The sequence below is a fragment of the Neobacillus niacini genome, assembly GCF_030817695.1.
Taxonomy (GTDB): domain Bacteria; phylum Bacillota; class Bacilli; order Bacillales; family Cytobacillaceae; genus Neobacillus; species Neobacillus niacini_F.
The window spans coordinates 4,418,496-4,433,741 of the sequence record NZ_JAUSZQ010000002.1 but is presented as its reverse complement, the minus strand read 5'-3'; the positions used below and the strand labels follow the sequence as shown (position 1 = coordinate 4,433,741).

12 protein-coding genes and 1 pseudogene are annotated in these 15,246 nt (G+C 41.5%); 12 read left to right on the top strand and 1 reads right to left on the bottom strand.

Annotated features, from left to right (window positions below):
- Nucleotides 1-17: 17 nt before the first annotated feature.
- The 12 genes and pseudogenes from QFZ28_RS22375 (at nt 18) to QFZ28_RS22320 (ending at nt 13,664) form a co-directional block, all read left to right on the top strand.
- Nucleotides 18-674 (top strand): CoA transferase subunit A, encoded by a 657-nt coding sequence (locus tag QFZ28_RS22375; RefSeq protein ID WP_307196702.1) that lies wholly within the window; start codon nt 18-20, stop codon nt 672-674.
- Between the two features lies 1 nt (nt 675).
- Nucleotides 676-1,338, top strand: a complete 663-nt coding sequence (locus QFZ28_RS22370) for a 3-oxoacid CoA-transferase subunit B (protein WP_307196701.1) — start codon at nt 676-678, stop codon at nt 1,336-1,338.
- Nucleotides 1,338-2,528 carry a thiolase family protein gene (locus tag QFZ28_RS22365; protein WP_307196700.1) on the top strand — a complete coding sequence of 397 codons (1,191 nt, stop codon included), beginning with the start codon at nt 1,338-1,340 and terminating at the stop codon, nt 2,526-2,528. The genes QFZ28_RS22370 and QFZ28_RS22365 overlap by 1 nt, the downstream gene beginning before the upstream one ends.
- Nucleotides 2,516-3,901: an aminotransferase family protein gene (locus QFZ28_RS22360; protein ID WP_307196699.1), complete on the top strand. Its 1,386-nt coding sequence runs from the start codon at nt 2,516-2,518 to the stop codon at nt 3,899-3,901. The genes QFZ28_RS22365 and QFZ28_RS22360 overlap by 13 nt, the downstream gene beginning before the upstream one ends.
- A complete protein-coding gene (locus QFZ28_RS22355) occupies nt 3,885-5,180 on the top strand; it encodes an aspartate aminotransferase family protein (protein ID WP_307196698.1) in 1,296 nt (431 codons plus the stop codon). The genes QFZ28_RS22360 and QFZ28_RS22355 overlap by 17 nt, the downstream gene beginning before the upstream one ends.
- A gap of 42 nt (nt 5,181-5,222) precedes the next feature.
- Nucleotides 5,223-6,684: pseudogene (locus QFZ28_RS22350) on the top strand (aldehyde dehydrogenase family protein).
- Nucleotides 6,685-6,718: 34 nt separating this feature from the next.
- On the top strand, nt 6,719-8,239 hold the full coding sequence (locus QFZ28_RS22345; protein WP_307196696.1) for a M81 family metallopeptidase: 1,521 nt from the start codon (nt 6,719-6,721) through the stop codon (nt 8,237-8,239).
- Complete coding sequence (locus QFZ28_RS22340; RefSeq protein ID WP_307196695.1) at nt 8,227-8,706, top strand: GNAT family N-acetyltransferase; 480 nt, start codon at nt 8,227-8,229, stop codon at nt 8,704-8,706. Before QFZ28_RS22345 ends, QFZ28_RS22340 begins: the two co-directional genes overlap by 13 nt.
- 73 nt (nt 8,707-8,779) lie before the next feature.
- Nucleotides 8,780-10,189, top strand: a complete 1,410-nt coding sequence (gene ablA, locus QFZ28_RS22335; RefSeq protein WP_307196694.1) for a lysine 2,3-aminomutase — start codon at nt 8,780-8,782, stop codon at nt 10,187-10,189.
- Nucleotides 10,190-10,191: 2 nt separating this feature from the next.
- A complete protein-coding gene (locus QFZ28_RS22330; RefSeq protein WP_307196693.1) occupies nt 10,192-10,470 on the top strand; it encodes a YokU family protein in 279 nt (92 codons plus the stop codon).
- 387 nt (nt 10,471-10,857) lie between these two features.
- Entirely contained in the window at nt 10,858-12,258 is a 1,401-nt protein-coding gene (locus QFZ28_RS22325; RefSeq protein WP_373428155.1) for an amino acid permease, read from the top strand.
- A 119-nt stretch (nt 12,259-12,377) separates the two neighbouring features.
- On the top strand, nt 12,378-13,664 hold the full coding sequence (locus QFZ28_RS22320) for a Glu/Leu/Phe/Val family dehydrogenase (protein WP_307196691.1): 1,287 nt from the start codon (nt 12,378-12,380) through the stop codon (nt 13,662-13,664).
- A gap of 165 nt (nt 13,665-13,829) precedes the next feature.
- On the opposite strand, the gene QFZ28_RS22315 is transcribed toward QFZ28_RS22320, so the two are convergent.
- Nucleotides 13,830-15,200, bottom strand: coding sequence for a sensor histidine kinase (locus tag QFZ28_RS22315; protein ID WP_307196690.1), 1,371 nt, complete (start codon nt 15,198-15,200; stop codon nt 13,830-13,832).
- Nucleotides 15,201-15,246: the final 46 nt, after the last annotated feature.

Sequence of the window (15,246 nt, the reverse complement as noted above, 5' to 3'; positions counted from 1 at the left end):
AGGCAGGGATAAAAACTATGAGCAAGCTGATTACATGCGAAGAAGCTGTAAAAAAGGTTAAAAGCGGCTCTCGAATTATGGTAGGTGGATTTGGACTTGTAGGCAGTCCGCTTAGTTTAATAGCCGCTTTGGCTCAGTCGGAAGTGAAAGACTTAGAGATTATTAGTAATAACCTTGGTGAACCAGGCAGAGGTCTTGGAGTTTTAGTACGGCAAAAGCAAGTAAAAAAAGCAATAGGTTCGTATTTTACAAGCAACCCGGAGGTGGTTAAAGCCTATCAGGATAAAGAATTAGAAGTGGAGCTTCTCCCGCAAGGAACGATGTCTGAAGCTATTCGAGCGGGCGGTGCGGGATTAGGAGGGTTTTATACACCCGTCAGCGTAGGAACGAAAATCGCTGAAAACAAAGAAGAGCGTACCCTTAACGGTAAAAAATATGTGTTCCAAGAGCCTCTTAAAGCCAATTTTTCTTTAATTAAAGCGAAAAAGGCGGATCAATTAGGAAATCTCATATACAACAAATCGGCAAGAAACTTTAATCCGATGATGGCAACAGCTGCGGATGTAGTTATTGCAGAGGTGGACGAGATTGTGGAGGTAGGGCAAATTTCTCCTGAAGAAATTGTGACCCCTCATTTATACGTTGATTATATAGTTGTGAAGGGCGTGAACTAGCTTGAATATGAAACAATACATTGCACAAAGAGCGGCAAAGGAATTGAAGGATGGCGATATCGTCAATTTGGGGATAGGGATTCCAACACTGGTGGCTGATTATATTCCATCAGATGTTAAAGTTTTTTTACACTCGGAAAACGGCATTCTTGGAGTAGGTCCTACACCTGATCAAGAGCATATTGACCAAAATCTTGTCAATGCAGGGAAACTGCCTGTCACAGTATTGGAAGGATCATCCTTTTTTGATAGTGCTTCCTCTTTTGCGATGATTCGCGGAGGGCATGTTAGCGTTTCAATCCTTGGCGTATTGCAAATTGATGCAATTGGGCGGATTGCCAACTGGGCCGTACCGGGAAAAAGTGTACTTGGTGTAGGCGGGGCGATGGATTTATTGGAAGGCTCCAAAAAGGTAATCGTAACAACGATGCATACTTCTAACCAAGGAAATTCAAAAATCGTCAAGGAATTATCTTATCCTATCACATCGGAGCGAATAGTGGATTTAATTATTACCGATTTGGCAGTGTTCGCAGTAAAGGAAGATGGACTTCATCTTATTGAGCTGTCCCCTGGAGTTTCCCTTAAGGAAATTCAACAAAAAACGGACGCCCCCTTCCAAATTGCTGAATCTTTCACTAAAGGCAAAGAGGTGACTGCATAGTGGTTGTAATTGTAAATGCATTTCGGACTGCTATTGGAAGCTTCGGTGGATCACTGGCAGATTTGCCTCCGGAAGTGCTCGTATCCCTCATCATGAAAAATAATCTTTCTGCTTCCGGTTACGGTGCCAATATTATCGATGAAGTCATCGTCGGACAAACAAAGCAAAGTGCGCATGCTCCGAATATTGCAAGAGTCGCGGCATTACTTGCCCATTTTCCAGAATCGATTCCTGCTTATACTGTTCATCGTCAGTGCGGTTCGGGCATGCAGGCCGTCATTAACGGGGCGATGTCCATTTTGACTGGTCAGGCGGACGTCGTTTTAGCAGGAGGAGTCGAAAACATGTCACGAGCGCCTCATTATACGGTTGATACCCGATTCGGCCATAAGATGGGAGATATGACGCTGTATGATTCAAATACGGAGAGTCAGCCAAAATCGCAGCCGGAGGAGATATATGGTCGTTTCACAATGGGGCAAACAGCTGAGTGGCTGGCTGAAAAATATAATATTAGCCGCCGTGAACAAGACGAATTTGCCTTCACGAGTCAGCAGAAAGCGAAACGTGCAATTGAAATGGGCCATTTTGAAGAAGAAATCATTCCTGTTCCGGTAAAGGAAGGAAAAAAGGGGATTAGACACTTTGCGATAGATGAGTACCCAAGATTGACGGACATTGAAAAGTTAGGAACACTAAGTCCTGTGTTTCAAAAGGATGGTACGGTAACAGCCGGAAACTCGTCCGGCAGAAATGATGGAGCCTCGATGCTGCTGTTAATGTCGGAAGAAAAAGCGAAACAACTTGGAGTGGTCCCGATGGCAAGAATTCGTTCCTTTGCTGCAGCGGGCGTTTCACCAAAAGATATGGGAATCGGTCCGGTTCCTGCATCCCAAATTGCGTTGAAAAAAGCGGGACTTCGTTTGGAAGATATCGATTTGATTGAATTAAATGAAGCATTCGCTGCTCAAAGTCTTGCTTGTTTAAAAGAATGGGGCATAAAAGGAGACAATTTGAATGTAAACGGAGGGGCGATTGCCTTAGGCCATCCACTTGGGTGCTCCGGTGCGAGAATTGTCACTACATTATGTCATGAGCTTGAAAAACAAAAGCGGCAATATGGCCTTGCGACGATTTGTGTGGCGGGGGGATTAGGAATGGCAATGGTGGTGGAAAGATGGATGGAATAAAAAAAGACTATGTGTTTCATCGTGATCTAAAAAAGGAGTACCCGATTATTACCCACGGTACAGGGGTCTATCTCATAGATGAGAACGGGAAAAAATATTTGGATGCCTGCTCGGGAGCGGTTGCAGCCAACTTGGGCCATGGGATTCCTTCTATTGGAGAGGCGATGGCAGAACAAGCAAAAAGAGCAGCTTTCGTCCATACAATGCGTTTCGAGACGAAACCGTTGCATGAACTGGCTGAAACAATCGGAAAAATGGCTCCAGATCATTTAAATAAAGTGTATTTTACAACCGGAGGCTCCGAAGCAAATGAAAGTGCTTTGAAGCTGGCGAGGCAATATCATCGGGATGCCGGCCGACCCCAAAAACACATTGTGATCGGGCGATGGCAATCGTATCACGGTAACACCATCGGTTCTTTATCAGCAGGAGGAGACGTTAAAAGAAGGCATGCATACACTCCTAATCTTTTAAACTATGCCCATGTCTATTCTCCGTACTGCCACCGATGTCCATACGATCGTCAAAAAGATGATTGTCTCTCCAAACAAAACTGGACGTGTGTAACGGATATTGAAAGAACCATTTTAGAGCTTGGCCCTGAGAACGTGTCGGCATTTATCGCCGAACCAATTGTCGGAAGCCAGCAAGGTGCTGTTCCACCGCCGCCGGGATATTTTGAGAAGGTTCGAGAGCTGTGTGACTGTTACGAAATTGTATTAATTATCGATGAAGTGATGACTGGATTCGGCCGTACTGGTACCAACTTCGCGACAGAACAGATAGGGATCAAGCCTGATATAATCACATTCGGAAAAGGGGTATCAGCGGGATATGCTCCGCTTGCCGGAATGATTGTTCATGATCGGTTAATCGATGGGCTCATTCAAAACAGCGACGGGAAATTCATTCACGGTTACACATATAGTGGGCATCCTGTCGCTGTTGCAGCCGGTCTTGCTGCATTGGACATATATGAGCGAGATATGGTGCTGGAAAATGTAAAAATACAAGGTACCTACCTTGTCAAACATCTTATGGAGCTTAAGCAAAAACATTCTTATATATCTGATGTTCGGGGCAGAGGGCTTTTAATAGGTATGGAGCTTGTGAAGGATCCTGGGCAGGACCTGTTGTTCGATCCATCTGAAAAAGCTGCTGAAAGATTGAATGGAATTGCGATGGAACTTGGTGCGGTTTTTTATCCCGGTTCCGGTTCAATTGACGGCACAAAGGGGGAGCACCTCATTATCAGCCCTCCTTTAAATATCACGAAAAAAGAGATTGATGAGATTGTGAGAATATTAGATGAATCATTATCGATATTCGAGGGTCAATTAAGAAAGGATGAGGCATATGAAATTGCAAAGTAAAACAAACGAAATTCAAGAAAAAGCACGAAAGCATCTATCTCCTGTCATGACAAGAGTGACCGAACTAGTCATTGAAAAAGCGCATGGCGCAAAATTTTGGACGACAGACGGAAAGGAGTATATCGATTTCGTTTCAGGAGTGGCTGTCAATGCAGTCGGGCATACGAACGAGAAAATGGTGGAAGCCATTAAAAAGCAGGCTGAAGCCTTGATTCATCTTGGATTGAACTATGGTTATTATGAAACGGCAGCGAATTTGGCGGAAAAGCTTGCTGAAATCACACCAGGAAATCTAGACACTGTCTTTTTCTCCAATTCGGGAGCTGAAGCTATTGATGGTGCACTTAAATTGGCAAAGGCGGCCACAGGGAGACCAGCGATTATTGCATTTGAAGGATCGTTTCATGGCCGTACATTAGGAGCAACAGCCATAACGGCATCAAGCTCTAAATACCGCCGTTATTATGAACCGATTTTAGGCGAGGTATATCACGTTCCATATCCGTATCCCAGCCAACTGAAAAACATTAGAGAAGAAGAAGTTGAAGAGTATTGCTTGAATCAGCTTCAAAAATTGTTCGATCTACGCGTGGATCCATCACGTGTAGCGGCTATCATCATTGAACCAGTAATGGGTGAAGGCGGCTATTATCCGGCACCGCCAAGCTTTTTGCAGGAGTTAAGAAAGATGACAGAGGAACACGGCATTTTACTTATCTTTGACGAAGTACAAACAGGATTTGGCCGTACAGGTAAAATGTTCGCGGCAGAGCATGCGAATGTGACTCCTGATATTTTAGTACTGGCAAAAGCCCTTTCCGGCGGTATGCCTCTTGGTGCCATAGTAGCAAGTCGTGAGCTTCATGAAAAATGGCCGACGGCTGGTCATGGTTCGACATTTGGAGGAAATCCAGTTTCTTGTGCTGCGGCATTGGCAAACATTGAGGTCATTGAGGAAGAGAAGTTAGTAGAACGCAGTGCTAAACTCGGTGCCAAGATTGTCGGCCGACTTCATAATTCGGTAGGACATTTGCCGGGCATTGTTGAAGTCCGAGGAGTCGGCATGATGATTGGTATTGAATTCGATTCGCAATCTGCTGCTGTCTTTGTACCGAAAATTAAATCGAAAGCACTGGAAAATCGATTGCTCATTATGAACTGCGGTGTAAGCGGGCAAACGATCCGATTAATGCTGCCTCTTAATATTCAAGAAGATGTGCTTGATATCGGATTAACCATTTTAGAAGATGTGATAACAGAAACAATTTCAGGAAACTAATGTTCAATTCCTCGGAATACCACGAAAAAGGAGGTCTAGTTTATGTCTAGTCAAATCAAAACAGATATTCTTCAGGGAGATCTTTATATAAATGGAAAATGGGTAAGTGCCCCCGAATCAGTCCTACTTTGAAAGCTTAAATCCGGCAACGGGGGAACTTGTCGGCATATGTGCGGCCGCAACAACGGAGCAAGTGGATGAGGCTGTCGCAAAAGCGGATGAAGCGTATTCACAATGGAAGAACACCCCCATTCCAGAACGAGCGGCTTATTTAACGAAAGCAGCCCAATTGTTTGAAATTCGAAAAGAGGAACTTGCTAGTGTCATGACAATGGAGATGGGCAAAGTACTACCTGAGTCTTTAGGCGAAGTTGGAGTGGTCATCTCGACTGCTCAATATATGGCAGGCGAGGGACGACGCCTCTTTGGAGAAACGGTCCCTGCCGGCTTCCTAGACCGGAACATAAGAATGGTTCGTGAACCTCTTGGAGTTGCAGCGTGCATTACCCCCTGGAACTTCCCAGTTGCACTCGCTTCCTACAAAATCTTTTCAGCTCTGATTGCTGGTAATACCGTCGTATGGAAGCCCGCTTCAGAGGTTGCGCTATCGGCAAAGACTTTTGTAGAAGTGTTAGATGAAGCCGGGTTGCCAGCAGGGGTTGTGAACTTAATTACCGGTTCAGGAAGAACAGTCGGGCAAACACTCGCAGAGCATTCGGATGTTAAAGTCATTTCATTTACGGGCTCAACAGAAGTCGGACAAAAGCTGGCTGAAATGAGCAGTAAAACATTAAAACGTATTTCATTGGAATTGGGTGGAAAAAATGCAGTGATCGTCTTGAAGGATGCGGACTTGGACAAGGCGGCAGACGGAATCGTAAAATCAGCGTTTACAACAACTGGTCAACGCTGTACAGCGGCAAGCCGAGTAATCGTCGAGCGTCCAGTAAAGGAACTGCTCGTACAAAAAGTAGTAGAACTAGCAAAGTCTATGAAAATAGGAAATGGACTTGAAGAAGGGAAACAAGTAGGCCCTCTTGTAAATGAAGACCAGCTTCTTACAGTTGAAAAATATGTAAAAACAGCGATTGAAGAAGGTGGGAAAATTGTGTCAGGTGGGCAGCGTGTCAAAGAATTGGGTGGCTATTATTATGAACCGACAATCATTGAGAATGTGAAACCGAATGATACCATTTCACAGGAAGAAATATTTGGTCCTGTTCTTGCCATCATTGAAGTAGATTCATATGAGGAAGCTATGGAGGTAAATAACGGGACAATTTATGGGCTATCGACTTCCATTTATACTGATAGCCTCCACTATGCGAACCGAGCTGCAAAGGAAGCGGTAAGCGGACTTGTCTATATTAATAACGGAACGTCCAATGCCGAAATGGGTGTGGCATTTGGAGGCATGAAAATGTCCGGAAATGGACACCGTGAAGTTTCCCATCATGCATTCGATGTCATGACAGAGTGGAAGTCAATTTATACAAACTATTAATAAACGGGCCATATCTATTAGAAGGTGGGAGAATATGAGAAAACACCGTATTGGAATTGCATTCTTTTACCATGAATCCCACAGTTTCAGCCCGATGAAAACCGAAATCGAACAGTTTCGAAACGAAGGCTATTTTATCGGCGATGAAATTTATGATGCCTATATTGGAACGAAAACGGAAGTGGGCGGGTTTTTGGATGTATTGAAACAAGAAAGGGATGTAGAAATCGTACCGTTGCTTTGTGCGGCTGCGATTCCCTCGGGGTTGGTATCAACAGAAGCGTACTCCATCATAGAAAAACAAATGCTGGAGTCCATCCAGCAGGCGGGAAGGCTGGACGGTTTATTGCTGGCACTGCATGGGGCAATGGTCGTGGAGGACCTATTTGATCCGGAAGAGCATTTACTAGGAAAAATTCGTGAGCTTATCGGACCGAGTGTCCCAATGGCGACAACACTAGATATGCACGCAAATTTAAGTGAAAAAATGATTCATTACACACCACTTCATTTTGGATTTAAAACATATCCACATGTTGATATGTATGAACAAGGGGTTCATGCTTCAACGGCTTTATTGAAGCAATTAAAGGAAGGTGTGCATTATTATGCTTCTTTTGAAAAATTGCCCATGATGCCTCCCTCTATCAATATGAGAACTGCAGAAGGGCCGATGCACAAAATGATAGAGTGGGCGAAACAAGCCGAAGAGGAAGAAGAAATTTATAATGTGTCCGTATTTGGTGGCTTTCCTTACTCGGATGTTCCCATGGTCGGTGCAAGTGTACTGGTTGTTTCGCTCAATCCGCAAAAAGGAAAAGAGACAGCCCAAAAGATGGCTTCCTTGTTCTGGAGTGTAAGAGAAGAATTTATCATGGATTTGCCCGGTGTAAAAGAAGGGCTCGATTTGGCGATGTCGATTGAAGATGACAAACCGGTCGTGCTGGCGGACATCTCGGATAATCCTTTAAGCTGCGGGAGCGGGGATACAACAGATCTGCTTCGGGAGATGGTGAAGTTGAACATCCCTGACACGCTATTTGGAGGACTCTACGATCCAGAATCCATTGAGGCTTGCCGCAAGAAGGGAGCTGGAAATAAGGTATTTTTGTCCCTTGGAGGGAAAGTATCGCCTGAATTTGGGGAGTCCGTACAGGTCGAAGCAAAAGTAGTGGCATTATCAGACGGTGTGTTTCACAATTCTGGACCGTTCAATCAGCATTTAAGAGTCGATTTAAAGGGGGCTGCTCACATTCGCGTTGGCAGGATGGATATACTCCTCATTGGAAGGCCGATGTCTGCGAATGACCCAGAAATGTTTCGTCATATTGGTCTCGAGCCGCAGGCAAAGAGAATTCTTGCGCTAAAGGCTAAAAATCATTTCCGGGCAGCGTTTGAGCCGATTGTTGGCCGTATCATTTATGTGGATGCACCTGGTGTTGCATCCAATCGATTAACAACTTTTACGTATCGTTACATTCCTAAGCCAATTTGGCCACTGGATGATATCGAATATGAAGTAGAACTAAGGGGGAAAGAAAAATGGAAACATTGAACAAAACCTATTATGTCGAAGTACCACCTTCATTGAATCCAGAACAGCTAAAAATGATGATGGAGCTTGAACAAGATGCGTTTCCGGGATTAGGAGCAGTAGATGAACAAGCCCTTGTCCCGCTTACACGCTACGGGAAACTTATTCAATACCGGCAACAAAATGATCCAAGGCCGATTGCGATTTGCGAAGTGATGAGAGCTTACAATGATATTCATAAAGCCTACATTTTTGGGTTTTATGTCCGCTCCGACCAGCAAGGGAAAGGAATCGGGAAATTATTTTTAGAGGAAATTTATCCGATTCTAAAGCAAGATGGTTTTCGTAAGGTTTGCTTAACGGTCAGTACTAAAAACAAGGCAGCCGTCAAGTTATATGAAAAATTAGGGTTTGTGATAAAAGAGACAAGATTAGATGAATTTGGCGAAGGGGAAAATCGCTATTATATGGAATACCTCATTTCTTAAAATAGTTATGTTCAGAGGAGAAATCATCAAAAATGGCCCAAAAAAATAGGCTAATTTTTAGGAGGAGTTTATGATGAGAAACACTTTATTCAAACCAAAAAGACATTGGAAAGAAATCGAGCTTTGGAAGGAAGTTACAGAGGAGCAATGGAACGATTGGGTTTGGCAACTCACGAATACTATCAAAAATTTAGAAGACTTAAAGAAAGTAGTTAACTTAACACCAGAAGAAGAGGAAGGGGTTTTAATCTCAACAAAAACAATCCCATTAAACATCACGCCATATTATGCATGGCTTATGGATCCTGATGATTCAAGATGTCCGGTTCGAATGCAATCTGTTCCGATTTCTGCGGAATTGAATAAAACAAGATATGATTTAGAAGATCCCCTCCACGAAGATGAAGACTCACCAGTACCTGGGTTAACACATCGTTATCCGGATCGCGTGTTGTTCCTAGTAACAAATCAATGCTCCATGTACTGCCGTTACTGCACAAGAAGACGCTTCTCCGGACAAATCGGAATGGGTGTACCAAAGAAACAGTTAGACACAGCGATTAATTATATCGCATCTAACTCACAGATTCGAGATGTGTTAATTTCCGGAGGAGACGGGCTCCTTATTAATGACAATATTTTAGAATATATTTTAAAGAATTTACGTGAGATTCCGCATGTAGAAATTATTCGTATCGGTACAAGAGCACCTGTCGTATTCCCACAGCGTATTACCGAAAATCTTTGTAATATCTTGAAAAAGTATCATCCAGTTTGGTTGAATACACATTTTAATACATCTATTGAAATTACGGAAGAATCGAAGCGTGCATGCGAAATGCTTGCAAATGTTGGTGTACCTGTTGGTAATCAGTCTGTTATTTTGGCAGGCATTAACGACAGTGTACCGATCATGAAACAGCTTATGCATGACCTTGTTAAAATCCGCGTTCGTCCATATTATATTTACCAATGTGACTTATCAGAAGGGATTGGCCATTTCCGTGCACCAATCAGCAAAGGATTGGAAATTATGGAAGGACTTCGCGGTCATACATCGGGTTATGCCGTTCCGACATTTATTGTTGATGCCCCGGGTGGAGGAGGCAAAATTCCATTGCAGCCGAACTATATCATTTCTCAAAGTTCTAATAAAGTCGTATTACGTAACTTTGAAGGTGTCATTACATCTTATCCAGAACCAGCAAATTATCAGTCAGGCAGTGCAGAGGATTACTACAAAAAGGTATATCCAGAAGTGTTTGAAAAGTTTGAAAGTAATGGTGTTCTCTCCATTATTGATGATACGAAATTTAACCTTACACCTGAAGGATTAAAACGGTTAGATCGCCGCAAAACGTATAAGGAAAATACTGAGCATAGTTCATTAAAAGATAAACGTGACAAACGTGACGAGTTAAAAGAGAAAAAATTCCAATCGCAAATGAAGAAATATGAAACAGTGGGAGCAAAGGAGGAATAATTTTGATTTGTCAATGGTGCGAATCTGACACGGCACGTGAAACGAGTAATACAGTGTATTGGGAACTTCCAGATGGAACAAATGCGATCGAAATTAAAGACACGCCATCCATTCATTGCCTGGAATGCGGTATGAGCTATCAAACAGATAATACGGTGAAAGAAATTGAGGATCATCTTTTTTTAATCGATTGCTCAAAGCTCGAAAAAAGTATGAAGTATGATACACTTATGGCCGCTCCACGCTTATTGAAGCGAAACTACTTTGATTTTTCAAAATAATTCGCAAGCCGTCTCTCGTTTTTCGATATTAAGCGAGAGATGAATTTTATTCGTATGGACAATTTATCCCGATCATCCTCATGAAGGGATAAATTGCCCATAAGAAATAGAAGTTTAGCAATCAATCAGTAGGGATAACGTAATTCAACTGATTGAGGTTTATTTATTATGATTATTTGCATGCGTTTTCTTGTCAGCTAAGTACCTACATCGAAAAAGCAGATGGATAATGCTTTCTAAAAAGTTAGATAGATGCTTATCGTACAAAAATGAAGGAGGACAAGAATGGAAGCACTCAAAAGCTATAAAAACGACCAAAATAATCAGAAGGTTCAGAAAAATGGAGAAGGCAAAGGACATGTTAAACGCAATCTAAAGGCACGTCACATGACGATGATTGCTATTGGAGGGTCAATCGGAACAGGTTTATTTTTATCGACAGGGTCATCCATTCAAACAGCTGGACCTGGTGGAGCGCTAATAGCTTATGGAGTTATCGGCATCATGGTCTACTTTTTGATGACAAGTCTCGGAGAAATGGCTACCTTAATGCCGGTTTCGGGATCCTTTTCAACATATGGCAGCCGTTTTGTCGATCCGGCATTTGGTTTTGCGCTCGGTTGGAACTATTGGTTCAACTGGGCTGTTACACTTGCGGTTGAAATAGTTGCATCAGCTATTATTATGAAGTTCTGGTTTCCAGATGTACCGAGCATCGTGTGGAGTACACTGTTTTTAGGTCTAATCTTTTTATTGAATGCACTGTCGGTTAAAAGTTACGGAGAATCCGAGTATTGGTTCTCCTTAATAAAAGTAGTGACAATCATCGTTTTCATTGGAGTCGGTTTGCTCACCATTTTCGGTATTCTAGGCGGACCGTTTATCGGGTTTAAAAACTTTACAGTAGGACATGCTCCTGTTAATGGCGGCCTTTTGTCCGTTTTAAGTATTTTTTTAATTGCAGGTTTTTCATTTCAAGGAACGGAGCTCGTGGGGATTGCTGCAGGAGAAAGTGAAGCGCCAGAGAAAAACGTACCAAAGGCGATTCGACAAGTATTTTGGCGGATTCTACTATTCTATATCGTTGCAATTGCTGTCATTGGTCTAATTATTCCTTATACAAGTCCTGACCTGTTGGGCAGGGATGTCGACAACATCGCTGTCAGCCCTTTTACCCTTGTATTTGAGAAAGTGGGCATTGCATTTGCGGCATCTGTGATGAATGCTGTCATTTTGACATCGGTCTTATCGGCAGGTACTTCTGGTTTATATGCATCGACACGCATGCTTTGGTCCATGGCAAAGGACGGTCAGGCACCTAAATTTTTACAAAATGTAAATGATCGAGGGATTCCGATGAATGCCCTTGTCATAACGACGATTATCGGAGGATTGGCCTTTTTAACGTCCATTTTTGGAGATCAAGTGTATACATGGTTATTAAATGCGTCAGGCTTAACTGGATTTATTGCATGGCTTGGAATTGCAGTCAGCCACTATCGTTTTAGAAAAGCATATTTGGCCCAGGGCAGGGACATAAATGATTTGAAATTTAAAGCGAAATGGTTCCCGCTTGGTCCTATTCTCGCTTTTGCGATGTGTGTTATTGTCATTTTTGGTCAAAATTATCAAGCTTTGTTAACTAGTGAGATTGATTGGTATGGAGTAGCCGTGTCCTATATTGGTTTACCAATCTTTTTGGCATTATGGCTTGGGTATAAACTCGTTCATAAAACGAAGGTCGTTCCACTAAAGGAATGTTCTTTTGATGAGATGTCATCTAAATAGAGATACCGTGATTCGTTTTGCTCCGCCAATCATGATTTGCCAACTGGAATTAATTTGGCCGATTGAACGAATTAAAAAGTGTTGTTTTAGATTTCCAATTAACACAGTAGGGGTGCCAAATGGGAGAAGTAGGAGTAACAGAGCGCAATATAGAACAAAAGTCAGATGAGTCTATGAACCTTTTAACATCAACACAGATTGTGATAAAAGAAGCCTTAGATAAATTAGGTTATACAGATGAGATGTACCAACTATTAAAAGAACCATTGAGAATGCTCACTGTTCGTATGCCTGTTAGAATGGATGACGGGTCGACTAAAATATTCACTGGATATCGCGCGCAGCATAATGATGCTGTTGGACCGACAAAAGGCGGAGTTCGTTTTCATCCAGAAGTGGACGAGGACGAAGTTAAGGCATTGTCGATGTGGATGAGTTTAAAATGCGGCATCGTCGACCTACCATATGGAGGCGGAAAAGGCGGTATTATTTGCGACCCAAGAACGATGTCAATGGGAGAACTAGAGCGGCTTAGCAGGGCTTATGTTCGGGCAATCAGCCAAATTGTAGGACCTACAAAGGACATACCTGCTCCAGATGTTTACACAAATTCACAAATTATGGCGTGGATGATGGATGAATACAGCAGGCTTCGTGAGTATGATTCGCCTGGATTCATTACAGGGAAACCACTTGTACTTGGCGGCTCGCATGGCCGTGAAAAGGCTACCGCACAAGGAGTTGTTATATGCATCGAGGAAGCTGCAAAAAAACGTGCAATTGCTATCAATGGAGCTAGGGTGGTCGTTCAAGGGTTTGGTAATGCAGGGAGCTATTTAGCAAAATTTATGTATGATGCCGGAGCAAAGGTCATTGGGATATCCGATGCTTATGGTGCCCTTTATGCTCCAGATGGTTTGGATATTGATTACTTATTAGATCGTAGAGATAGCTTTGGAACGGTAACAAATTTGTTTGAAAACACGATTACAAATAAGGAGTTACTCGAGCTTGACTGTGACATTCTAGTACCAGCGGCAATTTCTAACCAGATTACCGCAGATAATGCACAGAATATCAAAGCTTCGATTGTTGTAGAGGCAGCTAACGGCCCAACAACCCTAGAAGGGACTAAAGTACTTTCTGATAGGGGCATCCTGTTAGTGCCCGATGTTTTAGCGAGTTCAGGTGGAGTAACAGTTTCTTATTTTGAATGGGTTCAAAATAACCAAGGCTACTATTGGAGTGACGAAGAAGTTAATGAAAAACTTCGTAAGGTGCTCGTCCAATCGTTTAATAATGTTTATGATACATCCGAACGACAGAATATTAACATGCGTTTAGCCGCTTATATGGTAGGTGTTCGAAAAATGTCTGAAGCATCAAGGTTTAGAGGATGGATATAAATTCTATAAACTGATAGCAGATTACCCTTAGATACAAAAGATCTTGCACATCTATGCAAGGTTTTTTTATTTTTTCAAATAGACTTGCAGGAAATATTTTAAGTAAAAGCTAAATCAATAAGGGAATCATTAAGCAATCTATGAACAAATATTATCCTACTACTATCATCTTTTTAAAATGATAGTAAAGCAAGTTCCTTCACCAACTTGACTTTTAACTGTAATCTCTCCTCCATGGGATTCAACTAATTGCTTTACAATAGCAAGGCCCAGGCCGAATCCACCAGTGGCCCTTGAACGAGATTTATCTACTCTATAAAGGCGGTCAAATATGTGTGGAAGATCTTCAACTGGAATACCTACTCCTTGGTCCTTAATAGTTATTTGAATTATTCCATTTTCTTCAATTGCGCTTATAGACGTGGTACTAGATTCTTTTGAATATTTAAGACAATTATCTAGCAGGTTTATTAAAACCTGTTCAAATCGAACTGGGTCTATATTAATAAATATGTTGTCTGGACAATCAAACATTAATTGTATGCCCTTATTCTTAAAGGCTGGCAAAACCCGCTCATAGATTGAATGAAAATAGCTGAAGAAATTGACTTGTTCTTTCTTTATTGAAAAAGCATTTTGATCCAATTTTGCCAGGTCAAATAATTCTTTTAGTAAACTGCTTACACGTTGGGATTCTTCCTTGATAATTTCAAGATATTGTACTCTATCATTTTCATTAAGGTTTGTTCGTCTAGCTATATCTGCATATCCATTAATATAGGTTAATGGAGTACGAAGTTCGTGAGAAATACTAGCTAAAAATTCATTCCTTTCCTGTTTTAGGTAATTTAAGTCATTCGCAAGCGTTTGGATACTATGTGAAAGCTCACCTAATTCATCATTAGAAGGTTTTGGAAGCGTAACAGTAAAATCGCCTTTGCTTAATTTTTTGGTTGCTTCTTTCATAGTAATCAATGGCTTTGTCAAAGCTTTTGATAAAAAGAAAATGAAAATTAGAACAGAGAATAGGATTAATAGTGATGCAACAAACAAATGTTTATTTAATTGGGAAATGAGCTTTTGGACATTAGTGGTGTACTTAAACATATATACATAACCAGATTCTTTACCGTTCTTATTAAAAGCTGTTACGGTAGCTATATACTTTTCACTTTTCCAGTCAGATTGTATGATTTTTCCGTTTCTAGGAAGGTTAGAGTTAGAAATAGGAATTTTTAATATGTCATTAATGCTGCTATTTATCTTAACAGAGGTAAGGATTATCTCTCCCTTTGTATTTGTGACCACGACCTGGGTATCTGAGTGTGCTCCCAATAATTTAATATGACTTAGAGTATGGGAGTCAGAATTAATTTCTAATATATCCCGTTGACTATTTCCTGTTGCTTGAAGTAGTTCAAATTCTTGATGAACCCGTGAATGTACTAAATTTCTATGTAAAAATGTCATAGAAACAATTTCTATTAACAAAATACATACAGAGAACCATAACCCTAATTTTATGGAAATTTTCATACGTAAACACCTCATAGTATTAATAAAGTTATTTTATTAAAATAAT

Bases quoted from the DNA above. Each gene is read 5' to 3' on its own strand.
- QFZ28_RS22360 (WP_307196699.1), top strand. From the start codon at position 2,516: ATGGATGGAATAAAAAAAGACTATGTGTTTCATCGTGATCTAAAAAAG.
- QFZ28_RS22320 (WP_307196691.1), top strand. From the start codon at position 12,378: ATGGGAGAAGTAGGAGTAACAGAGCGCAATATAGAACAAAAGTCAGAT.
- QFZ28_RS22375 (WP_307196702.1), top strand. From the start codon at position 18: ATGAGCAAGCTGATTACATGCGAAGAAGCTGTAAAAAAGGTTAAAAGC.
- ablA (WP_307196694.1), top strand. From the start codon at position 8,780: ATGAGAAACACTTTATTCAAACCAAAAAGACATTGGAAAGAAATCGAG.
- QFZ28_RS22345 (WP_307196696.1), top strand. From the start codon at position 6,719: ATGAGAAAACACCGTATTGGAATTGCATTCTTTTACCATGAATCCCAC.
- QFZ28_RS22340 (WP_307196695.1), top strand. From the start codon at position 8,227: ATGGAAACATTGAACAAAACCTATTATGTCGAAGTACCACCTTCATTG.
- QFZ28_RS22355 (WP_307196698.1), top strand. From the start codon at position 3,885: ATGAAATTGCAAAGTAAAACAAACGAAATTCAAGAAAAAGCACGAAAG.
- QFZ28_RS22315 (WP_307196690.1), bottom strand. From the start codon at position 15,200: ATGAAAATTTCCATAAAATTAGGGTTATGGTTCTCTGTATGTATTTTG.
- QFZ28_RS22325 (WP_373428155.1), top strand. From the start codon at position 10,858: ATGACGATGATTGCTATTGGAGGGTCAATCGGAACAGGTTTATTTTTA.